This is a genomic window from Leptothrix mechoopdaensis (SeqCode), assembly GCF_053893855.1.
In genome coordinates this window covers 1,015,182-1,041,886 of the sequence record NZ_CM132699.1, presented here as the reverse complement: position 1 = coordinate 1,041,886, position 26,705 = coordinate 1,015,182, and the positions used below count along the sequence as shown (strand labels likewise).

Genomic DNA, 26,705 nt, shown 5'->3' with positions numbered 1-26,705 from the left:
CGGAACAGGTGCTGCCGAGGTTAAGGGGCAGGCCGGCGGCCCGTCCAGCAGTCCCTAGAATCCCGCCCTTCCCCGCGCAGTCCGAGCCATCACCATGACCCGCCAGCTCTTCGTCACGACCGCCCTGCCCTATGCCAACGGCAAGTTCCACATCGGCCACATCATGGAATACATCCAGGCCGACATCTGGGTGCGGTTCCAGCGGCTGATGGGTCACCAGGTCCACTTCGTCGGGGCCGACGACGCCCACGGCGCGCCGATCATGATCGCGGCCGAGAAGGCCGGCAAGACGCCGCAGCAGTTCGTCGCCGACATCGCGGCGGGCCGCCAGGAATACCTCGACGGCTTCCGCATCTCGTTCGACAACTGGCATTCGACCGACGGCATCGAGAACCACGAGCTGGCCCAGGACATCTACCGCGGCCTGCGCGACAACGGCCTGATCGAGGTCCGCCCGATCGAGCAGTTCTACGACCCCGAGAAGGGCATGTTCCTGCCCGACCGCTTCATCAAGGGCGAGTGCCCGAAGTGCGGCACCAAGGACCAGTACGGCGATTCCTGCGAATCGTGCGGCGCGGTCTACAGCCCCACCGAGCTGAAGAACCCGTACTCGGCGCTGTCGGGCGCCACGCCGGTGCTGCGCACCAGCGACCACCACTTCTTCAAGCTCAGCGACCCGCGCTGCGTCGAGTTCCTGCAGCAGTGGACGCAGGAGTCCGGCAAGCTGCAGACCGAGGTGATCAACAAGATCCGCGAGTGGTTCACGAAGGACGAGAACGGCCAGGGCGGCCTGGGCGACTGGGACATCAGCCGCGACGCGCCCTACTTCGGCATCGAGATCCCGGACGCGCCGGGCAAGTACTTCTACGTCTGGCTCGATGCGCCGATCGGCTACCTCGCCTCGCTGAAGAACTACTTCGACAAGGGCGGTCCGCAGCGCCGGTACGGCGAGACGCGCGACTACGCCGCGTTCATCGCCGATCCGGCGGTCGAGCAGTACCACTTCATCGGCAAGGACATCACCTACTTCCACACGCTGTTCTGGCCGGCCACGCTGCACTTCAGCGGCCGCAAGACGCCGACCAACGTGTTCGTGCACGGCTTCATGACCGTCAACAACGGCGAGAAGATGAGCAAGAGCCGCGGCACTGGCCTGGATCCGCTGAAGTACCTGAGCCTGGGCATGGACCCGCACTGGCTGCGCTACTACATCGCCGCCAAGCTCAACGCGCGGGTCGAGGACATCGACTTCAATGCCGAGGACTTCACCAGCCGCGTCAACTCGGACCTGGTCGGCAAGTACGTGAACATCGCCTCGCGCGCGGCCGGCTTCCTGTCCAAGCGCTTCGGCGGCAGGCTCTCCGGCGAGGTCGGTGTCGAGGGCAACGTGCTGCTTGACGGCCTGCAGGCCCATCGCGACACCATCACGCAGCTCTACGAGAGCCGCGAGTTCGGCAAGGCGCTGCGCGAGATCATGGCGCTGGCCGACCGGGTCAACGAATACGTCGACCGCAACAAGCCCTGGGAACTCGCCAAGCTGGCCGGCCAGGACGCCGTGCTGCACGACGTCTGCACCGTCTGCATCGAGGCCTTCCGGCTGCTGACGATCTACCTCAAGCCGGTGCTGCCCGGCGTGGTCGAGCAGGTCGAGGCCTTCCTGAAGGTCGAGCCGCTGACCTTCGCCGACGCCGGCCGGCGCCTGGGCGAACACACCATCGGCGCCTATGCCCACCTGCTGCAACGGGTCGACCCGAAGATGCTGGACGCCCTGTTCGAGCCGCCCGCTCCGGTGGTCGAGAAGGTCGTGCCCGGCGGCGAGGACATCGCCGACACGATCGGCATCGACGACTTCTCGAAGATCGACCTGCGCATCGCCCGCATCGTCAAGGCCGAGACGGTAGACGGCTCGGACAAGCTGCTGCGCCTGACGCTGGACGTCGGCGAGGGCCGCACCCGCAACGTCTTCAGCGGCATCCGCAGCGCCTACAAGCCCGAGGACCTGGAAGGCAAGCTGACCGTGATGGTCGCCAACCTCGCGCCGCGCAAGATGAAGTTCGGCGTCAGCGAAGGCATGGTGCTGGCGGCCAGCCACGCCGACGGCAAGGCCGTCCCGGGCCTGTTCGTGCTGGAGCCGCACGCCGGCGCCGTCCCCGGCATGCGGGTGCGCTGAGCGCACCCGGCCGCAGCGACCCCGACGCCCTCCACGCGCGGCGATGCCCGGCGCCTTCCTGCGCGGCCTCACCGGCCGACACCGCACCCGGACCGCCAACCGGCGCCTGGGTGCGCTGCTGGCGTTCAACGCCGGTGCCATCAACGCGGGCGGCTTCCTGGCCGTCCAGCGCTACACCTCGCACATGACCGGCGTGGTCTCGGCCGTGGCCGATGACCTGGTGCTGGGCGCCTGGCTGGCGGCCGGCGCCGGATTCCTCGCGCTGCTGGCCTTCATCGGCGGGGCGATGGTGACCGCGATCCTGACGAACTGGGCCAGAAGGCGTGCCATGCACAGCGAGTACGCGCTGGCGCTGCTGCTGGAGGCCCTGCTGCTGCTCGTCTTCGGGCTGATCGGCGGCACGCTGGCGCACTGGTCGGCCCATGTCGGCACGCAGGCGCTGCTGCCCGCCACGGTGCTGCTGCTGTGTTTCATCATGGGGCTGCAGAACGCGGTGGTGACCAAGATCTCGCAGGCCGAGATCCGCACCACGCACATGACCGGCCTGATCACCGACCTGGGCATCGAGCTGGGTCGGCTGGTGTACTGGAACCGCGCCGCGCCGGTCGATCCCGGCCTCGGGCCGGTGCTCGCCAACCGCGACCGGCTGGCGCTGCTGGCCCTGATCGTCGGGCTGTTCTTCGTCGGCGGGCTGAGCGGGGCCCTGGCCTTCAAGCACTTCGGCTTCATCGCCACCGTGCCGCTGGCGCTGGCGCTGGTCGTCCTGGCCGCGCTGCCGGTGCTGGACGATCTGCGCGCGCCGCACCGGCCGTCAGCCTGACGGCGGCGCCCTCGCCCTAAAATCGCGGGTTTTCTCCAACGACTGCCCGCCCTCCCCGGGCCAGGACCGCCATGCCGCTCTTCTGGAAGCACTACAAGTCCGAGACGACCCAGTTCATCGAGTCGCTCAAGCAGCAGGACCCGAAGCTGGAGTCGCGTCAGCGTGAAGGCCGCGGCCTGCTGTGGGATCGTCCGATCGACCACGTCGCCGAGTCCGACTTCAAGGACGCCCGCGTGCCCCAGCAGCCCTACGTCTACCAGACCAAGGCTTGAGCGAGCACACCGAGAACGGCGCCGCCGCCCTGGCGGAGAAGGCGCAGACCCTGGGGGACAGCGCACCGGACGTGATCGACCACGTCGCGGTGGCGCGCCTCTACGGCGAGCCGCTGTTCTCGATGCCGCAGGACCTCTACATCCCGCCGGATGCGCTGGAGGTCTTCCTGGAGACCTTCCAGGGCCCGCTGGACCTGCTGCTCTACCTGATCCGCAAGCAGAACTTCAACATCCTCGACATCCCGATGGCGGATGTGACGAGGCAGTACCTCGACTACGTCGACCAGATCCGCGAGCACAACCTCGAACTGGCGGCCGAGTACCTGCTGATGGCGGCGATGCTCATCGAGATCAAGTCGCGCATGCTGCTGCCGCCGAAGAAGGTGGCCGGTCAGGACGAGGTCCAGGACCCGCGCGCCGAGCTGGTCCGCCGCCTGCTGGAGTACGAGCGCATCAAGCTGGGGGCCGCCCGGCTCGACCAGCTGCCGGTGCTGGGCCGCGACTTCCTGCGCGCCGAGGTCACGATCGAGCAGTCGCTCGAACCGCGCTGGCCGGAGGTCGGCCTGGCCGAGCTGCGCGACGCCTGGGCCGACGTGCTCAAGCGCGCCAGGCTCACCGAACACCACCGCATCAGCCGCGAGCAGCTGTCGGTGCGCGAGCACATGAGCCTGCTGCTGCGCCGCCTGCAGGGCCGCCGTTTCGTCGAGTTCCAGGACCTGTTCGAGACCGGCCAGGGCACCCAGGTCGTCGTCGTGACCTTCATCGCGATGCTGGAACTCGCGCGCGAACGGCTGCTGGAGATCACCCAGGCCGAGGCCTTCGCGCCGATCTACGTCCGGCTGGCCTACCAGGCCACGGCGATCGAGTCCGCGCCGGCCGACTCGGACGAGGCCCTGCTGGCGCCAGACAGGCTCAGCGACTGAGCCACCGGCCGACAGGCCCGATGGAATGGCGGTTTTTCCCATCCAGACGTCGAGGCGTGAGTCAACGACAGCAGGCGATGCGGAATGTCTTTTTGTGAAAAAACCGGCAATCCCTCCAAGGGCTGAACGGTTCCTGCCATGCCCCGGACGGTTAATCTGCGCTTCAGGAAATCGACCCGCAGATGTCCCGCAACCGTCCCTCTTCCGCCCCGTCATCGCGCCGCTCCGGCCCGACCGACCGACCGTGGCCGGTGCAGGTCTGGCGCCGCCTGCAGCGCCTGTGGTGGGTGGCGGCGCTGGTCAGCGCGCTGACCCTGTGGCTGGGCCATGTCTGGATCCCCACCGTCGGCCTGACGCTGGGCATCGCGCTGGCCGCCGTGCTGAGCCGCAACCGCGAGCTGCGGCTGGCCCGGCGTGCGCTGCGCCACGAACGCAGCCGGGCCAATGCGACGCTGCAGGCCATCACCGACGGCGTGCTGACGGTCGACCCGTCCGACCGCCTGCGCTACCTGAACCCGAGCGCCGAGAAGCTGTGCGACCAGCCGGCGATGCAGCTGCTGGGCCATTCCGTCGTGCGGGCCCTGCCCTGGCAGGCCGATGACGCGCAGACCCTGGCCGAGGCGCTCGAACGCTGCCGCACCACGCGCCGCGTCGTGCGGGTCGGCGAAGCCCTGCGTCTGGCGACGGCGGCCGGCGATCGGCGCGTGCAGGTGGTCGCAAGCCCCGTGTTCGAGCAGGTTGGCGCGGCCACTCCGGTGGCCTCCCGCGCGGCCCCCGACAGCCGCCTGCCGACCGACCAGGGCGGCCGGGTCATCGCGGTCGTGCTGGCCCTGTCGGACGTGACCGACCAGCTCGCCAGCGCCGAACGCCTGCAGCGGGATGCGACCCATGACGCGCTGACCGGCCTGCCCAACCGCGCGCTGCTGAGCGACCGGCTGCAACAGGCGGTGCTGGGCGCCAATGCCGGTCACCGCCACGTGGCGATCCTGTTCATCGACCTGGACCGCTTCAAGCGCATCAACGACAGCCTGGGCCACCGCCACGGCGACGAGGTGCTGCGCACCGTCGCCGGACGGCTGCAGCGCTGCCTGCGCGCCCACGACACGCTGGCGCGCTGGGGTGGCGACGAGTTCGTCGTGCTGCTGGAGGACGCCCATGACCGCGAGGTGGTGGCCGCCCGGGCGGCGCAGATGATCGACGCGGTCACGCGCGAGATCCGCATCGAGTCGGCCGAGACCGGCGCGATCGAGGTGGCCTGCGGCTGCAGCATCGGCATCGCGATGACGCCGCAAGACGGCCAGGCCGCCGACAAGCTGCTGGCGATGGCCGACACCGCGATGTACCGCGGCAAGGCACGCGGCGGTCGCCGCTTCGAGTTCTACGCCAGCGAGATGCCGGCCTGGACGCGCGAATGGCTGGCGCTGGAGACCCGCCTGCGCCACGCGCTGGAGCAGAACAGCTTCGTGCTGCATTACCAGCCGCAGGTCGACCTGCGCAGCGGCCAGGTGGTCGGGCTGGAAGCCCTGCTGCGCTGGCGCCAGCCCGACGGCTCGCTGTGGCGGCCGGCGCGTTTCCTGCCGGTGACCGAGGAGACCTCGCTGATCCTGCACATCGGCGAATGGGTCGTGCGCGAGGCCATCGGCCAGCTCGCCCGCTGGCGCGCCCAGGGCCTGCCGCTGGTGCCGGTGTCGGTCAACGTGTCGACCCGCCAGTGCCTGGACCGCCGCCTGGTGACGGTGGTCGCCGAGGCGCTGGCCGAACACCGCGTCGCCGCCGGGCTGCTGAAGATCGAGGTCACCGAGTCGACCGCCATGGCCGACCTCGGCCAGCTGCGCAGCCTGCTGGCCGAACTGCGCGCGATGGGCGTGCAGGTCTCGATGGACGACTTCGGCACCGGCTTCTCGTCGCTGTCGCACCTGAAGAACTTCCGTGTCGACCAGATCAAGATCGACCCGAGCTTCGTGCGCGACATCAGCCGCGACCCGAACGGCGCGGCGATCGTGCGCGCGACCATCGCGCTGGCCCACGGGCTGGGCCTGCCGGTCGTCGCCGAGGGCGTCGAGTCCGAAGAGCAGATGGCCTTCCTGGCCGAACACGACTGCGACATCGCCCAGGGCTACCTCTATGCCCAGGCGCAGGACAGCCTGACCATCGCCGCGCTGCTGCGCGACCGGGTGGCCGGCGGCCTGCCGATGTCGCGTGCCCGCAGCCTGCCGGCACCGAGCGAGCCGGCGCCGCTGGATCTGCTGCCGGCGTGAGACGCAGACGCCGCTGCAAACCCCCGCCCGTACACTGCCGCCCTTCTTCGGACCCGGGTGCGCGATGAACTCCCAACTGCTGCTGCTGGCGATCTGCCAAGGCCTGTTCCTGTCGACCAACGTGACGCTGGTCGCCGTCAACGGCCTGCTCGGACTGAGCCTGGCGCCGTCTCCCTTCCTGGCCACGCTGCCGATCGCCGCCTATGTCGCGGGCGGTGCGCTGGCCACGCCGCTGGTGGCGCGTCACCAGCGTGCCTGGGGCCGCCGCCGCACCTTCCAGCTCGGTCTGCTGGTGGGCATGGGCGCTGCCGGGCTGGCCGGGTGGGCGGCCTGGATCGGCAGCTTCTGGCTGCTCTGCACGGCCACGCTGATCAACGGCTACTTCAACGCCAACGCCTCGCTCTACCGCTTCGCGGCGGCCGAGCTGGTCGAGCCATCAGCGAAGGAGAAGGCGATCTCGTGGGTGCTGGCCGCCGGCATCGTCGGCGCCGTCGTCGGCCCCAACCTGGCCAACGCCACGCGCGAGGCCCTGGTGGTGCCCTTCGTCGGCCCCTACCTGGCGCTGATGGGGCTGGCCGCCGCCGGCATCGGCGTGATGCAGTTCATCCGCTTCCCGGTCATCGCCGCGCCGCTGGCCGCCGATGGCAGCGTGGCACGCGGCCGGCCGCTGCGCGAGATCGCCCGGCAGCCGAAGTTCATCGTCGCCATCGCCGCCTGCTCGATGGGCTACGGCGTCATGAACCTGCTGATGTCGGCCACGCCGATCGCGATGTCGCAGTGCGGCCTGCCCTTCAAGGACGCCGCGCTGGTGCTGGAGTGGCACGTGCTGGGCATGTTCGTGCCGAGCTTCTTCACCGGCAACCTGATCAAGCGGTTCGGCACCGTGCGCATCCTCAGCGCCGGCCTGGCGCTGAACATCGCCTGCGTGGCGGTGGCGCTGTCGGGGGTCGACCTGCCGCACTTCCTGGTGGCGCTGTTCGTGCTGGGGCTGGGCTGGAACTTCCTCTACATCGGCGGCACCGCGCTGGCGACCGAGTGCTACCGGCCCGAGGAACGCACCACCGCGCAGGCCGGGCTGGACTTCTGGGTCTACGTCGTCATGACGCTGACCGCCTTCGGTTCCGGCGCGCTGGTCGTGCGCGGTGGCTGGCAGGCCATGAACGCGGCCACGCTGGTGCCGCTGCTGCTGCTCGGGGCCGCGATCGTGTGGCTCGGCAAGATTCGACAAAAGCTGGACGGATCCTGAACCATTGACACATGTCAATGCGCCGGACGCCACGGATCGGCTTGTCAGGCGCTGAAATCGTTCTCGGTCTGCAAGTTTCGCGTCAGCCTGTAATACACAATTTGTATCTTGTTGCCACCCCCTGTTTCAGGGGCCAACTTTACAGATTCGAGGGATTCGACATGAGCTTGCTCGACGGTCTTGCCAGCATCGCCGCACGCTTGTATCTGCTGGACCCGCTCGATCGGCAAGCCATCGATGACGCCGAGACCCTGCCGGCGAACCCTTCCCGCCCCAGCGAGATGCGCTGCGCCGACGGCATGGACTTCGGCACCGCGATGCGCGCCCACGGCGCCTTGACGCGCAAGCTGGAAGCCGCGCTGGAAGGCCAGGACGATCCCCGCCTCGACATCCGCCTGATCCGCCGCTGCGACACCGGCCGGCTGGGCCGCTGGCTGCATGGCGACGGCTACATGCTCTACGGCGCCCTGCCCGCCTACCGCCGCCTGATCGTCAGCCACCGCAACCTGCACCTGGCCGCCGCCGATGTGCTGGAACTGCAGCGCGCCGGTCACCTGCGTGAGGCGCGCGCGATGATGCACGTCGGCCTGTACGCGCGTTACGCCGAGCAGGTGCGCGCCCAGCTGGCGCAGTTCTTCCTGGACCGCGGCGGGCGTGTCAGCGTCAGCCAGTTCAGCGGGCTGGACGAGCTCGACGCCGCCCATCCGGCGGTGCATGCCGCGCGCCACCCCGGCGCGCGACTGATGGCCTGAGCTCAGGGCCGGCCGATGCAGCGGTAGTCGAGCCCGAAGCTGCGGATCAGCTCCGGCTCGTACAGGTTGCGGCCGTCGAACACCAGCCGGTCCTTCAGCGCCTCGCGGATGGCGTCGAAGTCGGGCGTGCGGAACTCGCGCCACTCGGTGACGATCAGCAGCGCGTCGGCCCCTTCGAGCGCCTGCATCGCACTGGCCGCGAACTGCAGCGATTCGCCCTCGGGCAGCACCCGCCGCGCTTCCTCGGTGGCGACCGGGTCATAGGCCTTCACCCGCGCACCGCGCGCCAGCAGGGCCTCGATCAGCACGCGGCTCGGGGCCTCGCGCATGTCGTCGGTGTTGGGCTTGAAGGACAGGCCCCAGACCGCGAAGGTGCGGCCGGTGAGGTCCTCGCCGTACTGCGCCACGACCTTGCGCAGCAGCACCGTCTTCTGCTCCTCGTTGACGGCCTCGACGGCATCGAGCAGCTTGCTGGGCACCCCGTTGTCGGCGGCGGTGCGGGCCAGCGCCTTGACGTCCTTCGGGAAACAGCTGCCGCCGTAGCCGACGCCGGCATAGAGGAAGTGGGTGCCGATGCGCGGGTCCGAGCCGATGCCCTTGCGGACCAGCTCGATGTCGGCGCCGACCTTCTCGGCCAGCCGCGACAGCTCGTTCATGAAGCTGATCCGCGTGGCCAGCATCGCGTTGGCGGCGTACTTGGTGAACTCGGCGCTGCGGATGTCCATCAGCATCATCCGCTCGCGGTTGCGCACGAACGGCGCGTAGAGGGCGCGCATCAGCAGGATCGCGCGTTCGTCCTCGGCCCCCAGCACGACCCGGTCGGGGCTCATGAAGTCCTTGACCGCCGCGCCTTCCTTGAGGAACTCGGGGTTGGAGCAGACCGCGAAGTCGAGCTTCATGCCGCGCCGCGCCAGCTCCTCGTCGATCACCGCGCGGACCTTGTCGCCGGTGCCGACCGGCACGGTGCTCTTGTCGACCACGACCTTGTAGTCGGTCATCGTGCGGCCGATGTTGCGGGCCGCCGCCAGCACGTACTTCAGGTCGGCCGAACCATCCTCGTCGGGCGGCGTGCCGACGGCCAGGAACTGGATCGTGCCGTGCGCCACGGCGCGGGCGACATCGGTCGTGAACTCCAGCCGGCCAGCCGCCACGTTGCGCCGCACCAGCTCTTCCAGCCCGGGCTCGTGGATGGGGATCTCGCCGTCCAGCAGGATGCGGATCTTGCGTTCGTCCAGATCCAGGCACAGCACGTGGTTGCCCATCTCCGACAGGCAGGCCCCGCTGACGAGTCCGACGTAGCCGGTGCCGATGACAGTGACTTTCATGTGCGTTTTTCCTCTGGGAAAGCTCTCGTGACTCTTGCGGGACTCTGGCGGGAATCTTCCTGCGGTCGTGACCGGCCGGACGCTGCCGCGTCGCGAGCCCGTCATGATGCCGTCGCCTCGATGACCGACCGATGACGCACCGCAGCACGAGGCGCACGCGGGTGTGGCGTGACAGCCGACACGGAGCGGTCGATTTCCAGGGCAGGAGGCCCGTTTCGCCCGTCGCCGGGACGATGCCGCACAGCCCGCTGCACCGCATTATCCGAAGCGAGCGCGCTTGCGCAGATTCCGCAGATCCCGCAGATCGGGCGCGGCGCGACGGGAGACAGGCCATGAGCAGCGACGACAACCGCGCGGCACCCGCCGCCTGCGACATCGACACGGTGATCGCCGCCGAGCGGCAATGGCTGGGCGTGCCGGCCGCCGGCGCCGACGGCCAGCCCGAGGCCCTGACCGCGCTGTGCCTGTCGGGCGGCGGCATCCGCAGCGCCACCTTCAGCCTGGGCGTGCTGCAGGCGCTGGCCCGGCGTGGCGAGCTGGCCAGCTTCCACTACCTGTCGACGGTGTCGGGCGGCGGCTACATCGGCAGCTGGCTGAGCAGCTGGATCCGCCACCGCTCGCTGGCCGAGGTCAGCGCCGCGCTGGCCGGCGCCGAACACGGCAGCCGCGCCGAACCCGAGCCGGTACACCGGCTGCGCGCCTACGCGAACTACCTGAGCCCCGTGCGTGGCCTGTCGACCGACAGCCTGTCGCTGGCCGCCATCTTCCTGCGCAACCTGACGCTGCACTGGCTCGTCGTCATGCCGATGCTGGCCGCCGCGCTGCTGCTGCCCCGGCTGATGATGGCGATGGTCAACGGCTACGCCGTGCCCGCCTGGCTGCAGGCCGCAACGCTGTGGGCCGGCGTCGCGCTGCTGATCGTGGCGATCGCCTACATGGTGGCCGACCTGCCCGGCGAGATGCCGCCACGCGATCCGCCCGACCGGGCCCGGCTGTTCTGCCTGGGCGCGCTGCTGGCTTCGGCCGTGCTGCTGAGCTGGTCGGCGCGCTGGCAGGTCGTCTCGACCGAGGACGGCATGGCGCGGCTGATGCTCTACAGCGTCATCGCGCACGCGCTGGGCGTCGTCGTCGGACTGGGCTGGCGGCGCGCACGCGGGCAAGGCCTGCGCCGGCACGGCTGGGGCATCCTGGTGCTCGACCTCGCCTTCATGGTCGCCAGCGGCGTGGCTGGCGGCATGGTGCTGTACGGCGCGGTGATACAGGGCGCCGACCTGACGCCGGCCTGGTACGCGACGCTGTCGGTGCCCACGCTGCTGGTGGTGTTCTGGGTCGGCATGACCTGCCACGTCGGCCTGTCGGCGCGCTGCACCAGCGAGCAGGACCGCGAGTGGTGGGCCCGCGCCGCCGCCTGGTGGCTGGGCGCGGGCCTGGCCTGGCTGGTCGCGGCGATCCTGGTGCTGCACCTGCCGGTCTGGCTGCTGGAGACGCCCGCGCTGCAGCTCGGCCTGGGGCCGCAGACGGCAGGGGCCGGTGCCGCGCTGATCGGCCTGGCGACCACGCTGGCGGGCTACTGGAGCAAACACGGCGCGACCGTGCGCACGCAGGCGCTGTCGCTGGTCGAACGCACGGGCACCCGGCTGCTGGACCTGGGCGCGCTGGTGTCGACCCTCGCGCTGGTGCTGGCGCTGAGCTACGCGCTGTCGTGCTCGCTGCGGTTGGCCGATGCGCTGGTCCGCACCGGCCAGCTCGATGCCAGCGTGGCCGGCGCACGGGCCTGGCAGCAGGAAGCGGCCGCCGAACGCGCCCAGGCCAAGGCCGCCAGCGCGCCCGAACCCGTGCCGCTGTCGATGCGGGCGGCCGTGACCTACCAGACCGTGCTGGAGGAATCGGACGTCGAGCTGCTGCTGGGCGCGCTGGCGGTGCTGGCCGGTTTCGGCCTGGCGATGTCGGCCGTCGTCGGCGTCAACACCTTCTCGCTGCACAACATGTACGGCAACCGGCTGCAGCGCGCCTTCCTGGGCGCGACCCGGGAACAGCGCCGGCCGCACTGGTTCACCGGCTTCGACCCGCGCGACAACATCCTGCTGGCCGAGCTGGCCCATCCGCCCGAAGGCCCGCGCCCGCCCGACGAGCGGCGGCTGTTCCCGGTCGTCAACGTGGCGCTGAACCTGGTCAAGCCTTCGGGCGGCCGGCTGGAATGGCAGCAGCGCAAGGCAGCCTCGTTCACGATGACGCCGCTGCACTGCGGCAACGACCGCCTGGGCCATGCGCCGACCTGGCGCTACGGCGGCCGCCTGGGGCTGACGCTGGGCCGCGCGATGACGATCTCCGGCGCCGCCGCGTCGCCCAACATGGGCTACCACACGGCCCGCCTGGTGGCCTTCCTGATGACGCTGTTCAACGCCCGGCTGGGCTGGTGGCTGCCCAACCCGCGGACCGAGAAGGGCCGCATCTGGCGACGCCAGGAGCCCTTCTTCGGCCTGCCCGACCTGCTGCGCGAGGCCGCCGGTGCGACCAGCGAGGACCGCGACTTCGTCTACCTCTCCGACGGCGGCCACTTCGAGAACCTCGGCCTGTACGAGATGGTGCGCCGGCACTGCCGCCGCATCGTCGTGGTCGACGCCGGCTGCGACCCGGACTACGCCTACGACGACCTGCACGAGGCGATCCGCAAGGTCCGGGTCGACTTCGGCGTCGAGATCGTCTTCGACCCCGATCACCCGCTGCCCAAGCCCGAGGCCGGCAAGACGCTCGATGCCAAGGCCCGCGCGATCACGCAGGCCCGCATCGACTACAGCCGGGTGCCGCGCCCGCCCGGCGTGGCCGCGCCGCCGGACGGCACGCTGGTCTACATCAAGCCGGTGCTGACCGGCGAGGAGCCGCTCGACGTGCTGCACTACGCCCGCACCCACGACAAGCCCGGCAAGGCCTTCCCGCACCAGTCGACCGCCGACCAGTTCTTCGACGAGGCGCAGTTCGAGAGTTATCGGCGACTGGGGGAATGGATCACGCTGAACCAGCCCGCGCCGGCGGCGGCCTGAGCACGGCGGCGCGGACAATCCGGGCCGCCTGCCCCGCGACCCGATGACCTTGCCTCCGACCCTGCACGTCAGCCCCGACGTCACCCCGCCCGCCACGCTGCCCGTGCTCGACCTGCCGATGCACGTGCTGACGCCTGACGAGGCGGTGCGCCGCATCGCCGGCTGGTCGGCGATGCGCAGCAGCCGGGTCGTCGCGGTCTGCAACGCCCATTCGCTGGTGACCGCCCGCCAGGACCCGCGCCATGCCCAGGCGCTGCAGGCGGCCGACCTGCGCACGCCCGACGGCGCGCCGGTCGCCTGGGTCATGCGGCGGCTCGGCGCACACGGCCAGGTCCGCGTCAGCGGGCCCGAGCTGATGCTCGACTGCTGCGCCCACGCCGCCGCGATCGGCGAACCCGTCTTCCTGCTCGGCGGCACGCCGGCCACGCTCGCGCGCTTGCAGACGCGGCTGCTCGAACGCTGGCCCGCGCTGCGCATCGCCGGGGCGGTGTCGCCACCGTTCCGGCCCATGACCGACGACGAGGACGCCGCGCTGGTCGGGCAGATCAACGCCAGCGGCGCCGGCACGGTCTGGGTCGGCCTCGGCTGCCCGAAGCAGGAACGCTGGATGGCCGACCACCGCGGCCGCGTCCACGCCGTGATGGTCGGCGTCGGCGCGGCCTTCGACTTCCACGCCGGCAGCGTCGCGCGCGCACCGCTCTGGATGCGCGAACACGGCCTCGAATGGCTGCACCGGCTGGCCAGCGATCCGCGCCGGCTGTGGCGCCGCTACCTGTCGACCAACAGCCGCTTCGTGCTCCACACGGCCCGCCAGCTGCTGCGGCAGCCCCGACCGAAATGAACCCGCCACCCCGCGTCGCCCTGTTGCAGTACCGCCTGCTGCACTACCGCGTGCAGCTGTTCGAGCAGCTGCGGCAGGCCTGCGCGGCACGCGGCATCGAGCTGGTGCTGGTGCACGGCCAGGCGACGCGGCGCGAACAGGTCAAGCGCGACGAGGGCCGGCTGGACTGGGCCCGGGTGGTGCGCAACCGGGTCTGGGAGATCGGCGAGCGCGACTGGATCTGGCAGCCCCTGCCGCCGGCCGCCCGCGACGCCGCGCTGGTCGTGACGATGCAGGAGAACCGCATCCTGTCGAACTACCCGCTGCTGCTGAGCCGGCTGTGGCGGCGTCGCAAGGTCGCCTACTGGGGCCACGGCCGCAACTTCCAGAGCGTGGCGCCGACCGGCTGGCGCGAGCGCTGGAAGAGCCTGATGCTGTGCCGGGTCGACTGGTGGTTCAGCTACACCGCCGCGACGACGGCGATCCTCGAACAGGCCGGCTACCCGCGCGAGCGCATCACGCAGCTGGACAACGCGATCGACAGCGACGGCTTCAAGGCCGACCTGGCGGCGTGGAGCGAGGCCGAGATCCGCGCCGGCCGCGTCGCGCTGGGCCTGCCCGACGGCGCGCCGACGGCGGTGTTCTGCGGCTCGCTCTACCCGGACAAGCGGCTCGACCTGCTGATCGACGTGGCCGACCGCATCCGCGCGCAGCTTCCCGGCTTCACGCTGATCGTCATCGGCGACGGCCCGTCGATGCCGCTGCTGCGCGAGGCCGCCAACAGCCGGCCCTGGCTGCACCTGACCGGCGTGCGCACCGGCCGCGACAAGGCGCGGCTGTTCCGCATGGCCGACGTGATGCTGAACCCCGGCCTGGTCGGCCTGCACATCGTCGACGCCTTCTGCGCCGGCCTGGTGATGGTGACGACCGACAACGCCCGCCACTCGCCCGAGGTCGCCTACCTCGAACACGGCCGCAACGGCCTGATGCTGACCGACGACCCGGCCCGCCACGCTGCCGCCGTCGTCGCGCTGCTGCAGGACGCGCCGCGCCTGCAGGCGATGCGCGAACAGGCCCTGGCCGACAGCGCGCGCTACACGCTCGCGCGCATGGTCGAGCACTTCGCCGACGGCATCGAACGGGCGCTGCGGGCCTGAGGCGAGGCCGTGCGCGGCCATGCGCGGCCAGACGATTCAGCGCGGCAGGCGTTCGACGCGCGGCACCGCCGCCGCCGGATACGGCAGCGCGCCCGGCCCTTCGCGCGGCGCGGCGTCGACGTCCTGCCAGCCGATCTCCAGCCCCTGGCCCGGTTGCTCGACCTGGCAGCGGCGCACGCCGGCCTCGACGCCACACGAGCGCAGCGTGCCGCCCTGCAGCGCCTGCGCGAGCCGACCCCAGCGGTCGACGCCCGGCTTGGCCAGCCCCGACGCCCGTTCGGCCAGCCCCCAGCCATAGACGTTGCGCCACGCGTACCAGTAGAGCCGCTCGACCCCTTCGGCGCGGGCCAGCAGGTGCGCGCGGGTCAGGTGGGCAAAGGTCTCGTCGCCCAGCGCCAGCTTGCGCCAGCCACCGCGCGCGACCATCGCGTGGTCGGGCGTGGCGTCCTCGTGGGCCAGCCACCAGCCGACCTCGGTGCTCCACAGCGGCAGGTGGGCGACGCGGTTCTTGGCCATCACGCGGCGGACCTCGCGCACGATCGGCACCATCGCCTCGGGCGCCAGCCGGGGCACGTAGAAGTGGTGCGAGACCACGTCGATGCAGCCGGCACCGCCGCGCGACAGGAAGTCGTCGAGGTACTGCACATGCCGCCCCGGCCCGGCCGAGCCGGCCGAGACCAGCCGCGCGGCCGGGTCGACCTGGCGGATCACCTGGCGGGCGCTGCAGGTCAGCTCGACGAGCTGCTCGACCGTGCCGGTGTAGTGCGAGCGGTCGCTCGGTTCGTTCCAGACCTGGTACTCGGCGATGCGACCCCGGTAGCGGGTCGCGACGCTGCGCACGTAGTCGGTCCAGTCGGCCAGCCGGGCCGGCTCGGCGGCGTAGCCCGGGCGGTAGGCGCTGGCCTCGCCGGGCCGGGCCGAGGCCCAGGGCGGCGACTGCGCCAGCACCAGCATCAGCCGGACCTGGTGGCGCTGCGCCTCGTCGACCAGCCGGTCCAGCAGCGTGAAGTCCCAGCGGCCCTTCTCGGGCTCCAGCTGCGGCCACGCCACCTGCGCGTCCCACAGCCGCCAGGCGCCGAAGGGGATGTCGGGCCACGGCGCGGCAGCGTCCGGGCGGGACAGGTTCAGGCCGAAGAAGTCGGGGGTGAAGCGCGCGGGCAGCGCGGGCGGCGAGGGTTGCGTGAACGCCGACGCCACGAGCCCCAGCGCCAGCGCGACGGCGGCGATCCCATGCAACCAGCCGCGTGTCATCGCCCGGCCCCGTCGCGCATCGACCACCACCACGACAGCGCCCCTTGCAGCCGGCCGGCTGCCGTCGCCAGCGCCAGCCATAGCCCTGGCCAGCCTTGCCCGGCGCGACAGGCCTGCCAGGACGGCCCGACCAGACCGCGCAGCCGCACGGCCCAGGCCAGCCGGTGCTTGGCGTAGAGCGCGCCGGTGCCACGGCCACGCGCCATCGCCTGACGCCAGCGGCGCCAGTCGACCTCGCGCGGCGGCTGCTGTCCGGGGTGATGGTGGTGGACCCGCGCCTGCGGCACCCGGCCGATCACCGCGCCGGCCGCCAGCGCCCGCAGCACCAGGTCCGTTTCCTCGGCGGCGCCGTAACGCTGGCCCACGCCCAGGCGTTCGTCGAAGCCGCCGAGCGTGCGCAGCAGCGCCGCGTCCAGCACCAGCGCGATCGAGCTGGCGTCACCGCCCCGGAAGCGGCGCCAGGCCGGCAGGCTCAGCCGGGGGTCTGCGTCGGCGTCGACCGCGTGTCCGGAAGGCTGCGCATGCGAGCGGCTCTGCTCGACCCAGTCGATCACCGCGCCTTGCCAACCGGGCTGGCGCGCCAGCACGTCCAGCAGCTGCGCGACCGTGTCGGGCTCGTACCAGCAGTCGTCGTCCGGGAACGCGACCCAGCGCCCGCGTGCCACGGCGATGCCGGCATTGCGGGCGGCCGACAGGTTGGGCCGCGCCAGCCGCAGGTGCTGCACCGGCAGGCCGGCGTCCCGGGCGCGATCGAGGTGCGGCCGCAGCCGGTCATCCGCGTTCTGGTCGGCCACGATCCACTCGATGCCGCCGGCCGTCTGCGCCAGCAGCGAGTCCAGCAGCCGGCCGACCTCGTCGGCCCGCCCGACGCTGGCCATCACCAGCGAGAGCCGCACGGCGCTCATCGCGTGGCCCTGCCGTTGCCGCCACTGCCGATGCCGAACGAACGACCGACCAGCCATGCGGCGGTCCGGCACCAGTAGACCGGCTGGTGCAGCGCGCGGCGGTCCAGCAGCAAGGCCCAGGCGTCGCGCGGCCGTCCGGCCTCGGCGCGGGCGCGGGCCACGTTCAGGCGGTGGCTGGCCAGCAGGCGGCGCGCCGATGGGCGCAGCGCCGCCGGTGTCTCGCCGCTGGCCACACGCCGGGCCAGGCGCTCGTAACACGGCAAGAGGTCCAGCACCTGTCCGGCCGTCGTGCAGGCGCTGCCGGGCACGTCGAGGTGGTAGATCGACTGGACCTGGTTGACGTAGGCCAGCGGCGTGGTCTCGGCCAGCCGGAACCACAGGTCCTGGTCCTCGCCCAGCCGCTCGCCCGGCGGAAAGGCGGTCGGCAACGCCGCCAGCACGGTGCGCCGCACGGCGATCGAGTTGGTGTGGGTGCAGGCGTGGCGGCACCAGGCCGCGAAGAAGTCGGGCACGCGCAGCCGCGCGCCGGCCGGCTGCTGCGGCAGGCCCTCGTCGCGGCTGCGGCCGTCCGGCCAGACGCGCCGGTAGCCGGCCGCCAGGAAGCCGGCGTCGGGGTACTGCAGCGCCAGGTCCGCCAGCGCGGCCAGGTGGCCGGGCAGCCAGGCGTCGTCGGCATCGAGGAAGGCGACGAACTCGCCGCGCGCCAGCGCGATGCCGCGGTTGCGCGCCACCGCGACACCGGCATTGGCCTGCCGCACCCGTTGCACCGGCGGGCCGGGCCAGCCGGTGGTCAGCGCGGTGACCTCGGCCGGGCCGGCATCGGTCGAGCCGTCGTCGACCACGATCAGCTCCAGCGCCGGCCAGGTCTGCGCCAGCACCGAACGCAGCGCACGCGACACCAGCCCGGCCTTGTCGTGCAGCGGCACGACGACCGTGAAGGTCGGGACCGGCGTGGCCGTCATGCCTCGGCCCGGCGCGGCGGACTCGACCACGCGACCTGCAGCATCAGCAGCAGCGCGATGACGTCGCCGTTGAACATCGTGCCGACCGGCAGCGGCGTCTCGGTGGCGCAGCGGATCAGCAGGAACAGCAGCAGCGCCAGCGACAGCCCGCGGGTCTCGCGCCGCCGCCGCACCAGCAGCCCGGCCAGCAGCACCAGGTGGACCAGCAGCGTCGCCAGCCCGAGGATGCCGGCGGCGCTGAGCGACTGCAGGAACTGGTTGTGGGCCGACACCGCGAACGGCATGCCCAGCGCGATGCGGTGTTCCAGGCCCCAGGCGGTCGGGCCGTAGCCGAACCACGGGTTGAGCTGCCAGGCCGCCAGCGCGGCGTCCCAGATGCGGGTCCGGCCGGTCAGGGTCTGGACATCGTTGGCGGCCACCGGATCGGCCATGTTCGACATGGCATTGCCGATGCCCCCCAGCAGCCCCGCCGCCAGCCCGGTCGCCAGCAGCGCCAGGCCGATGAACACGGCGGCCAGCTCGCCCAGCCCCGGTCCGCCGCGGCCGGCCTGCTCGCCGCGCCGGTACAGGTGGAGGATGGGCACGACCGCCAGCGCCACGCCCCAGGTCGTCTTGGACTGCGACAGCAGCAGCACGACGCCGCCCAGCAGCAGCAGCAGCACGCGCTGCCAGCGTCGCGGCGCGGGCTGGTGGACCTCCAGCAGCATCACCAGCAGCGCCAGCGGCCCGGTGCTGTTGGGGCTGGAGCCGACGCCCCAGAAGCGGAAGCCCAGCCCCGGCAGCAGGCCCTTGTAGCCGGGCTGGATCGCCAGTTCCGGCTTCAGCGCCGCCGCCAGCAGGCCCAGCACCATCATGGCCGCCAGGGCCCATTTCGCCGGCACCAGCAGCTCGGCCAGCGGCCGTCCGCGCGCCAGGTAGAGCGACAGCACGACCACCGGCAGGTAGAGCGCGTTGTGGCTGAAGGCCGGGAAGGCGCCGAAGGCCGCGTTGACGATCGCGTTGGCGGCGACGTAGAGCCAGAAGCTGGCCAGCAGCCAGCGCGCCCCGCCGGCCGGATCGAGCGCCGGAAGGTCGGACGCGGCAGGTCGGGCGTGGCGGTGACGGTGGAACCGGCTGGCCACGACGGCCGCCAGCGCCATCAGCACCAGCGCGACGGTGATCAGCCGCAGCCCCATGTTCATCAGCGTGGTCAGCGTGCCGCCCACGCCGGGCCCGTCCAGCATGTCGTTGACGGCGCGCAGGTCGCGGCCGGACAGCAGGCCGCTGAGCGACACGCCCGCGACCAGCAGCGGCACGATGACGACGTGGCGCCAGCGCCGCAGCGCGCCTTCGGCGTGCAGCAGCCCGGCCATCGCCAGCACCAGCGCGACGGCGGCGCCGAAGGCGACCAGCAGGCCGACGACCCAGGCGATCAGCAGCTGCAGGTCAGGCATGGCGCAGCCTCCGTGCCAGCAGCGTGCGCACGCCCTCGTCCAGCAGCGTCGGCCGCCACGTCAGCAACAGGCCCCAGATCGCCAGTGCCGCCAGCGGCACCAGCGCCAGGCGCCATGCCGCCAGCCCGGCCAGGGCGGTCGACAGGCCTTGCAGCAGCAGCCCCATCGCCAGCGCCAGCAGCAGCCCGCCGCCGAGCGCCCGGCCGACCCGCGCCAGCCCGATCTCCAGCAGCCGGCAGACGGCCACCACGCCGACGCCACAGCGCAGCACGTTCAGCAGCAGCACCGCCACGGCGACATGGGCCAGCGAGTGGCGCGCGGCCAGCAGGCAGGCGCCGATCCACAGCAGGGCGATCGGCAGCTGGATCAGCACCTCGCTGCGCGCCCGCCCACCGGTCCACAGCATCGGCGTGGTCAGGCCCCAGAGGATGAAGAAGGGCATCGACAGCGCCACCACCTGCAGCAGCGGGCCGACCTCGCGCCAGGCCGGGCCGTAGAGCAGCGCGACCAGGTCGCGCGCGACGACGAACAGCACCACGAAGGCCGGCAGCAGGAAGACCGCGAAGGCCGACAGCAGCGTCAGGTAGCCGCGCACCAGCCGCTCGCGGTCGTCGGCCACACGCGACGAGGCCGAGAAGAACACCGGCTGCAGGACGCCCAGCAGCGCCGACGACGGCGTCGCCAGCAGGTTGCAGGCGGTGGCGTAGAGGCCGACGTCGCGGCTGCTCATGAAGCGCCCGACGATCACCCGGTCGGCGTTGTTGATGACCCAGTTGACGAAGTTGGTGGCGAACACGACCGAGCCGTAGGCGAACTGGCTGCGGCCCTGCGGATACCAGAGCAGCGGGCGCAACGGATGGCGCGTCGCGCCGTACATCAGCACCAGGTTGCAGCCGCCCTGCACCAGCCACGAACAGGTCAGCGCCCACACGCCCTGCCCGGCCAGCGCCATCGGGATGCCGACCAGCACGTAGCCGGCGACGTAGCTCAGCACCTGGGCGATCTGGATGCGGCGGAAGTCCAGCCGCCGCTTCAGCAGGTTCAGCGACGGCGCCGTCAGCGCGTTCAGCAGGGCCAGCGCCGCCAGCGCCGCGATGACCGGGCCGGCGCGCGGCTCGTCGAAGAAACGCGCCAGCCACGGCGCCAGCGCCACCACCGCCAGCGTGACGACGCCGCCCAGCAGCGCCTGCCAGGTCAGCACGAAGCGGATGTCGCGGTCGTCGACCTCGGCCTTCTGGATCAGCCCGTAGGCCAGCCCGACGTCCGAGAAGAAGGTCGCGAAGGCGACCACGATCGCGCCGATCGCGAACACGCCGTATTCGGCCGGACCGAGCAGCCGCGCCAGCAGCACCTGCGTGCCCAGCTGCAGCAGCAGCCGCACGGCGGTGCCGCCGCCGCCCCAGGCGACCGCCGCGACGCTGCGCTGACCCAGGTTGCCAGGGCTCATGGCAGGCCCGCCAGACGCCGCCGGGCCTGCGCGTCGACGCCCGCCAGCAGCTGCGCGATGAAGGCGTCCTGGACCCGGAAGGCGCGGGCGCTGTCGGCATCGATCGTCGAGACGCGGAACACCAGCCCGTCGGCGATCAGGCCCTGCATCGCGTACTCGACCTCGCGCAGCTTCTTGTCGACGCTCGACCGCACCGCGTGGTCGCCCAGCGTGGTCCAGTAGGTCACCGGCTCGGGCCGCTGCGCGCCCAGCCGGCTCTCGATGCGGCGCACCGGGATGGCGCCCTGCGGCGTGTCGATCTGGCCGTCCTGCACGCTCAGCAGCTGGAAGCCCTGGGCCGGGTAGCAGACCTCCGGCCGGTGGACCTGGAAGCTGTCGTTCTGGTTGCGGCCGTAGGCGATCGACAGCATGACGCGCTGCCCCGCCGCATCGGCATAGCTGCGCGTGACCAGCTCGGCGTAGAGCGCGTCGAGCGCCTGGCGCTGCTGCGGGTTGACCACGCCGCCGGCCTGGCGCAGCTGCTGCCAGTCGCCGAAGGTGGCCGGGATGGCCGCGTCGATCGAGCCCGGCGCTCGGCTGTCGGCCAGGTAGCGGGTCGGCTTCAGGCGCACCGCCAGCGCGGCGTCCAGCACCATCGCCAGCGCCAGCACGAGGCTGGTCCGGCGCAGCGTTAACGGTCCGGTGCGGTCGGCCACGGTGTCGCTCGCGCGGTTCAGGCCGGTCGGCCGACGCCCAGCCGCAGCAGGCCGTCGACCAGCATGATCAGCAGCAGGGCGGCGAGGAACAGCACCATGCCGGCGAAGCCGTGCAGGAAACCCTGCCCGGCCGCGTCGCCGAAATGGAAGGTGATCAGCGACAGCGCGATCACGCGGATCACGTTGGCGCTGAAGCTGATCGGCACGATCAGCAGCGCCAGCAGCACGTTGCGGGCGAGGCTGCCGTGGCGCACCAGGTTCAGGTAGAGCAGGCCCATCGCCTCCAGCGTGAACAGCGTCTGCAGGCCGGCACAGGCATCGGCCACCAGCAGCTGGTACTGGCCGACCTGCAGGATCACGCCGCTGCGGCTGACCGGGTAGCCGACCCCGTGCAGCACGGCCTCGGCGGCCCAGGACACGGCCAGCTTCATCGGCTGCGTCACCGTGTCGACCAGCAGGCCCGGCAGCGGGACCATGAACAGCATGAAGAACAGCGCGAAGGCCAGCAGCCGCAGCGCCGCCGTGCCGTGCAGCAGCAGCACGACGGCGGCCAGCAGCCAGACCAGCGCACCGACCTCGAACATCAGGATGTCCTGCGAGCGGCCGGCCAGGTACAGCAGCAGCCCGATGGCGAACACCGGCCAGCCGAGTGCCGGACGTGGCGCCGGCGCCCGGGCCCGGATCGCCGGCCAGCGCCGCCACAACAGCCACAGGCTCAGCGCGAGCACGATCGGGCCGTGGCCCTGCTGGTCGGTCGACCAGATGCCGAGGAACAGGTCGCGGAAGGTCGGCGCATACATCGCCAGCAGGCCGGCACCGGCGATCCACCACGGCCAGACATCGAAGGCGGTGGGCGCAGGGGCCGGAACGGGTTCGACGCGCGGGTCCATGAGGCTGCGGGTCCGCTGGCGCCGGAGCGTGCCGGATCAGAACTCGTTGACGATCACGCCGGCGAGCTTGGCCGTGCTGGCGCTGACGGTCGCCACCAGCTCCTGCAGCTGCTGCACCCGCGAGCGGTCCTTGCGGGCCAGCACCAGCGCGGCGCCGCACTTGCTGGCGATCACGGCCGCATCGCTGCCGCGCGACGCGGCCGGCGTGTCCACCACCACATGGTCGAACTTGCGCAGCAGCTCGTTCATCAGCTGGCGGAAGGCGGGCCGCTCCAGCAGCTCGGTCGGATTGGGCGGCGTCACGCCCACCGGCATCACGTACAGGCTGGGCAGGTCGGGCGCCTGGTAGATCACGTTGTCGTCCTGCCGGCCGCTCAGGATGGCGCTCAGGCCGCTGCGGCCGGGCACGCCGAAGACCTCGTGCAGGCGCGGCGCGCGCAGGTCGGCATCGACCACCAGCGTGCGCCCGCCAAGCTGGGCCAGCGTGACGCCGAGATTGGCGACGAAGAAGGTCTTGCCGTCGCCGCTGTCCGGGCTGATGACGGCCAGCGCCCTCTTGGGCTCGGCCGGGTTGAAGACCCGCATCATCAGCTGGCTGCGGATGGCCCGGAAGGCCTCCGCCTGCTGGCCGAAGGGCTGCGTCGCGGCCACCAGCTCGGCCCGCGTGGCACGGTGTTCCTCGGGCGTGTAGGGGTAGTGGAACTGCTGGCTGAGGGCGTAGACGACATCGGCGTCGCTGGCCAGCCCGAGCGCCACGGCGGCCTCGCCGAAGCGCAGCCCGTGGGCGCGCTGGTGGGCCACGATGGCCGCCACCTGGTCGTCGCCGAGGTGGCGGTACTGCCGGATGATCTCGCCGATGCTGCGGTCTTCCTCCGGATGCGGCGGCAGGTCGCCGAAGGTGTCGACCGTCTGGGCACGCTGCGGCAGGCGCGGGCTGGCGTGACCGGGGCGGGGGGCGGTGCTCATCGGATGCGTTTCCGGTCGGGGCTGGCCAGGACGTTCGGCGGCAGCTGCAAGGTGCTGGCCTGCGGCACGCCGCCGACCATCGGACGCTGCAGGCGCATCGGCCGCGGCAAGGCGCCCAGCACCGGCAGGCCCAGGGCCTCGACGAGGTCCTGCGGACCGCGCACGCGGCGGTCCAGCAGCTCGCGCAGCAAGGCGAAGCCGACCGCCAGCAAGGTGCCGACGAAGACGCTCAGCAGCGTGTTCAGCAGCAGCCGGGGGGAGGACGGGTCCGACGGTTCGCTCGCCGGCGTCAGCACCGAGATGTTGGTCTGCGTGTTCTGGCTTTCGAGACTGGTCTGGCTGGCCCGCGCGACCACCTGGTCGAGGGCGCGCTGGGCCGTCTCGACTTCCTTGATCAGCACGCTGGCCTCGTCGCGCTGCTGCTTGAGCGCCAGCACGCGGGCGCGCTGGGCTTCCAGCGAGGCGCGGATCTCGGCCTCACGGGCCCTGGTGATCGTGTTGGTCACGCCGACGCTGCCGCTGACGCGCCGGCTCTCGGCCTTCAGCTTGGCGGCCAGCTCGGCGATGTTGGCGCGCAGCTCGACCACCTGCGGGTGGGCATCGCCGAGCCGGGCGTTGAGTTCCTGCAGCCGCGCCTCCTGGCGCGACAGGTCGGCGCGCAGCCCGGCGACGACCGGGTTGGCGATGACGTCCTGCAGCTGGTCGGACTGGTTGCCGCGGGCCTGGGCGCTGCGGCTGCCGGATTCGGCCGCCAGCGCCTGCAGCGCGACCAGCTGCGAGCTGAGTTCGTTCAGGCGCTGGGTCTCGATGTCGAAGCGCTCGTCGGTGGCCAGGATGCCGCTGGACTTCTGGAACGTCGTCAGGCGCGACTGGGCCTGCTCCAGCGTCTCGCGCAGTTCCTTGGCGCGGGCATCGAAGAACTCGTTGTACTGGCGCGCCGGCGACACGCGCAGGCCGATGCTGACGTCCATGTAGGCCTTGACGAAGGCATTGGCCAGCGTCGCGGCGAAGCGCGGGTCGCCGCTGCTGTAGGCGACGTTGACGACGTTGCTCTCGCGCGAGGGCTTGACGTCGAGCTTGCGCTTGAGCAGGTCGGCCGCCCAGGCCTCGAAGCTGCCCTTGCCCTCGGTGGCCTCGATCCAGTCGGCGCGGATCTGCGGGTTCTCGCTCAGGCGCAGCGTCTGCACCACGCGCTGGGCCACGCGGTCGCTCTGGATGATGTCGACCTGCGTGGCCATGTAGGCCGGCATCGCCATCGCCCCCAGCACCATGCCGGCGATCGGGTCGGGCGAGCGCACGTCCAGCACGACGGCGGCCGTGGCGGTGTAGGTCTTGGGCAGCAGCAGGCTGGCCCCGACGGCGCCGCCGACGGTCAGCGCCAGGACGATCAGGGCGGACAGCCAGCGCGCCCTCAGGATGGCCAGGAACTGGGAGAAGGTCATCGGGCGGTCGACTCCGGGGTGGCGCTCAGAACAGGCTCTCGCGCACGAAGATCACGTCGCCTTCGCGCAGCGTGTCGGCCAGCGACGGCTCGACCTCCTGGACCCGGCCCTCGGGCGTGCGGCGGTGGACCTTCAGGCCCTTGACCGTGCCACGTGCCGTCACGCCGCCGCCGGTGGCCAGCGCCTGCATCACCGTCATGCCGCGTTCGAGCCGGAAGCCGCCCGGGCGCTGCACCTCGCCGTAGATGTAGACCATCGGCATGCGCTCGACGTAGAGCGTGTCGCCGTGGCGGATCACCGGGTCCGACTCGCCGCCGCCGCTGGTCAGTAGCCGGCCGATGTCGACGCTGGTGCGCACCACCTTGCCGTCGCGCACGCCGGTGTGCACGACGATGTCGCCACCGCCCGGCGCAATGCCGCCGGCCGTCGCCAGCAGCTCCGACAGGCGCAGCCCGGCGACCTCGATCGGGTAGCGGCCAGGCCGGTTGACCATGCCCAGCACCGCCGCCTGGTTGCCGCGCACCTGTACCAGCAGGATGCTGACCTGCGGATTGCGCAGGAAGTTGCCGCGCCGCAGCCCGTCGGCCACGGTCGCCTCGGCCTGGGCGACGCTCAGGCCGCCGAGCGTCAGCGTGCCCAGCAGCGGGTAGCTGATCGTGCCGTTCTCGGACACGCGGGCTTCGAGCGTCAGGTCGTTGCTCTGGTAGACGTTGATGCGCAGCACGTCGCCCGCACCGATGACGTATTCCAGCCGCCCGGCCGCCGCCTGGGCCCGCGCGAGGCCCGGCAGCAGCGTCGCCCAGACGATCAGCAGCAGGGCCAGCAGGGCCGGCAAGGGGAAGGCCGGGGCTCGGCGCAGGCTGGCAGGGTTCAGGGTCATGCGGTGCCGTCCGGAAAACGGTGTTGCAGCGCGCTCAACGGGCCGAAGCGGCCGATGCCGCCGCCGCCGCGAACTCGCCTTCGTAGCTGATCTTGGCCTTGTCGCGCAGGCGCTTGATCTCGTCGGCCAGGACCTGGCGCTTGCGCTCGTTGGACAGGAACTGCTCGATGGCCGGACGAGCCTGCTCCAGCGTCACCGGTTGCGCCTTGGCCGAGGTCAGGAACATGGCGCTGAAGCCGGCCGGCGACGGCAGCGTCAGGTGCTGGCCTTCGGCCAGCGCGCCGATCTGGTCGATCAGCGTCAGCGGCAGGTTCTCGGCCGGCTGGGTCACCGACCGCGACGCGAACTTCACGCCGGCCATCTTGAGCTGCGTGGCCAGCTCGTCGGGCGAACGCGCCGCCTTGGTCACCGCCTCGACCTGCGGGGCGGCAGCCGCGCCGGCCTCGATGCTGAATTCCTGCATCGTGTAGATGCGGCGCTGCTCGAACAGCGCCGGCTTGGCCTTGTAGTAGGCCGCGATGTCGTCCTCGGACGGCTTGGAGACGGCCGACGCGACCTTGTCGGCATAGGCGCGAGCGATGACATCGCGCCGCGCCGCCTCGATCGCCATGACGACGGCGGCGTCACGGTCGAGCTTCTGGTCGACCGCCGCCTGCACCGCCAGTTCCTGGTCGATCAGGCCCTCCAGCACGCGCCGGCTGGCCTCCTGCGGCGCATCGGCGCCCTGGCCGCCCTGGCGCTGCAGCACGAAGTTGATCTGGTGAACCGAGATCTCCTCCTTGTTGACCTTGGCGACCACCTGCGTGGCGCCCTTCTTGTCGCCCCCTCCGCAGGCCACCAGCAGCACGGTGGCGGCGAGCAGGGTCAGGACGGGGAAGGCGCGCGTTCGGATGGACATGGGCAAGGGCAAGGGCAAGGGCAAGGACGTTTGGGAAGGCAGCAGGCGGTCGGCCGATGGCGCACGACAGGGCACGCCACGAACAACCGAAGCGGCCGGATGGTACTGGCGACGGCGGCTCCGACCCTGCACCGGCGCCCTGCCGCACGCGC

General features: G+C 71.8%; 22 protein-coding genes. 10 read left to right on the top strand and 12 right to left on the bottom strand.

All coding sequences use genetic code 11. From position 1 onward, the window contains the following. Positions 1–94 precede the first annotated feature (94 nt). From metG to ACWA7K_RS04655, 7 genes are all read left to right on the top strand, one after another. Entirely contained in the window at positions 95–2,170 is a 2,076-nt protein-coding gene (gene metG / locus ACWA7K_RS04685; protein WP_456166119.1) for a methionine--tRNA ligase, read from the top strand. Between the two features lie 43 nt (positions 2,171–2,213). Next, positions 2,214–2,990, top strand: a complete 777-nt coding sequence (locus ACWA7K_RS04680) for a YoaK family protein (RefSeq protein WP_456166117.1) — start codon at positions 2,214–2,216, stop codon at positions 2,988–2,990. A gap of 71 nt (positions 2,991–3,061) precedes the next feature. Beyond that, the gene (locus tag ACWA7K_RS04675) at positions 3,062–3,262 is read left to right on the top strand and encodes a DUF3460 family protein (protein WP_456166115.1); all 201 of its coding nucleotides are present in this window, start codon (positions 3,062–3,064) and stop codon (positions 3,260–3,262) included. Further along, positions 3,259–4,185, top strand: a complete 927-nt coding sequence (locus ACWA7K_RS04670; protein WP_456166113.1) for a segregation and condensation protein A — start codon at positions 3,259–3,261, stop codon at positions 4,183–4,185. The genes ACWA7K_RS04675 and ACWA7K_RS04670 overlap by 4 nt, the downstream gene beginning before the upstream one ends. A 182-nt stretch (positions 4,186–4,367) precedes the next feature. After that, entirely contained in the window at positions 4,368–6,443 is a 2,076-nt protein-coding gene (locus ACWA7K_RS04665) for a putative bifunctional diguanylate cyclase/phosphodiesterase (protein WP_456166111.1), read from the top strand. 64 nt (positions 6,444–6,507) lie between these two features. Further along, positions 6,508–7,689, top strand: a complete 1,182-nt coding sequence (locus ACWA7K_RS04660) for an MFS transporter (RefSeq protein WP_456166109.1) — start codon at positions 6,508–6,510, stop codon at positions 7,687–7,689. Between the two features lie 161 nt (positions 7,690–7,850). After that, positions 7,851–8,441 (top strand): CZB domain-containing protein, encoded by a 591-nt coding sequence (locus ACWA7K_RS04655; RefSeq protein WP_456166107.1) that lies wholly within the window; start codon positions 7,851–7,853, stop codon positions 8,439–8,441. A gap of 2 nt (positions 8,442–8,443) precedes the next feature. Here the strand turns inward: ACWA7K_RS04655 and ACWA7K_RS04650 are convergent, their stop codons facing one another. Next, positions 8,444–9,766, bottom strand: a complete 1,323-nt coding sequence (locus ACWA7K_RS04650; protein ID WP_456166105.1) for a UDP-glucose dehydrogenase family protein — start codon at positions 9,764–9,766, stop codon at positions 8,444–8,446. A 332-nt stretch (positions 9,767–10,098) separates the two neighbouring features. On the opposite strand from ACWA7K_RS04650, the gene ACWA7K_RS04645 reads away from it, so the two are divergent. From ACWA7K_RS04645 to ACWA7K_RS04635, 3 genes are read left to right on the top strand one after another with little or no spacing between them, the layout of a single operon-like run. Then, a complete protein-coding gene (locus ACWA7K_RS04645) occupies positions 10,099–12,807 on the top strand; it encodes a patatin-like phospholipase family protein (protein WP_456166103.1) in 2,709 nt (902 codons plus the stop codon). A 43-nt stretch (positions 12,808–12,850) separates the two neighbouring features. Next, on the top strand, positions 12,851–13,648 hold the full coding sequence (locus tag ACWA7K_RS04640) for a WecB/TagA/CpsF family glycosyltransferase (protein ID WP_456166101.1): 798 nt from the start codon (positions 12,851–12,853) through the stop codon (positions 13,646–13,648). Next, positions 13,645–14,784 (top strand): glycosyltransferase family 4 protein, encoded by a 1,140-nt coding sequence (locus tag ACWA7K_RS04635; protein WP_456166099.1) that lies wholly within the window; start codon positions 13,645–13,647, stop codon positions 14,782–14,784. The genes ACWA7K_RS04640 and ACWA7K_RS04635 overlap by 4 nt, the downstream gene beginning before the upstream one ends. A 36-nt stretch (positions 14,785–14,820) precedes the next feature. On the opposite strand, the gene ACWA7K_RS04630 is transcribed toward ACWA7K_RS04635, so the two are convergent. From ACWA7K_RS04630 to ACWA7K_RS04580, 11 genes are read right to left on the bottom strand one after another with little or no spacing between them, the layout of a single operon-like run. Beyond that, positions 14,821–16,035 carry a GH39 family glycosyl hydrolase gene (locus ACWA7K_RS04630; protein WP_456166097.1) on the bottom strand — a complete coding sequence of 405 codons (1,215 nt, stop codon included), beginning with the start codon at positions 16,033–16,035 and terminating at the stop codon, positions 14,821–14,823. Next, the gene (locus ACWA7K_RS04625; protein ID WP_456166095.1) at positions 16,032–16,940 is read right to left on the bottom strand and encodes a glycosyltransferase family 2 protein; all 909 of its coding nucleotides are present in this window, start codon (positions 16,938–16,940) and stop codon (positions 16,032–16,034) included. The genes ACWA7K_RS04630 and ACWA7K_RS04625 overlap by 4 nt, the downstream gene beginning before the upstream one ends. Then, complete coding sequence (locus tag ACWA7K_RS04620) at positions 16,937–17,902, bottom strand: glycosyltransferase family 2 protein (RefSeq protein WP_456166093.1); 966 nt, start codon at positions 17,900–17,902, stop codon at positions 16,937–16,939. Before ACWA7K_RS04620 ends, ACWA7K_RS04625 begins: the two co-directional genes overlap by 4 nt. Then, complete coding sequence (locus tag ACWA7K_RS04615; RefSeq protein WP_456166091.1) at positions 17,899–19,335, bottom strand: O-antigen ligase family protein; 1,437 nt, start codon at positions 19,333–19,335, stop codon at positions 17,899–17,901. The genes ACWA7K_RS04620 and ACWA7K_RS04615 overlap by 4 nt, the downstream gene beginning before the upstream one ends. After that, positions 19,328–20,782: a lipopolysaccharide biosynthesis protein gene (locus ACWA7K_RS04610; protein ID WP_456166089.1), complete on the bottom strand. Its 1,455-nt coding sequence runs from the start codon at positions 20,780–20,782 to the stop codon at positions 19,328–19,330. Before ACWA7K_RS04610 ends, ACWA7K_RS04615 begins: the two co-directional genes overlap by 8 nt. Next, positions 20,779–21,477: an exosortase-associated protein EpsI, B-type gene (gene epsI / locus ACWA7K_RS04605; protein ID WP_456166087.1), complete on the bottom strand. Its 699-nt coding sequence runs from the start codon at positions 21,475–21,477 to the stop codon at positions 20,779–20,781. The genes ACWA7K_RS04610 and epsI overlap by 4 nt, the downstream gene beginning before the upstream one ends. A gap of 17 nt (positions 21,478–21,494) precedes the next feature. Beyond that, positions 21,495–22,367: an exosortase B gene (gene xrtB / locus ACWA7K_RS04600; RefSeq protein WP_456166085.1), complete on the bottom strand. Its 873-nt coding sequence runs from the start codon at positions 22,365–22,367 to the stop codon at positions 21,495–21,497. A gap of 36 nt (positions 22,368–22,403) precedes the next feature. Continuing rightward, on the bottom strand, positions 22,404–23,333 hold the full coding sequence (locus ACWA7K_RS04595) for a polysaccharide biosynthesis tyrosine autokinase (protein ID WP_456166083.1): 930 nt from the start codon (positions 23,331–23,333) through the stop codon (positions 22,404–22,406). Then, on the bottom strand, positions 23,330–24,775 hold the full coding sequence (gene epsF / locus ACWA7K_RS04590; protein WP_456166081.1) for a chain length determinant protein EpsF: 1,446 nt from the start codon (positions 24,773–24,775) through the stop codon (positions 23,330–23,332). Before epsF ends, ACWA7K_RS04595 begins: the two co-directional genes overlap by 4 nt. 25 nt (positions 24,776–24,800) lie before the next feature. Then, positions 24,801–25,655, bottom strand: a complete 855-nt coding sequence (gene epsE / locus ACWA7K_RS04585; protein WP_456166079.1) for a polysaccharide export protein EpsE — start codon at positions 25,653–25,655, stop codon at positions 24,801–24,803. Between the two features lie 34 nt (positions 25,656–25,689). Further along, a complete protein-coding gene (locus tag ACWA7K_RS04580; RefSeq protein WP_456166077.1) occupies positions 25,690–26,553 on the bottom strand; it encodes an EpsD family peptidyl-prolyl cis-trans isomerase in 864 nt (287 codons plus the stop codon). Positions 26,554–26,705: the final 152 nt, after the last annotated feature.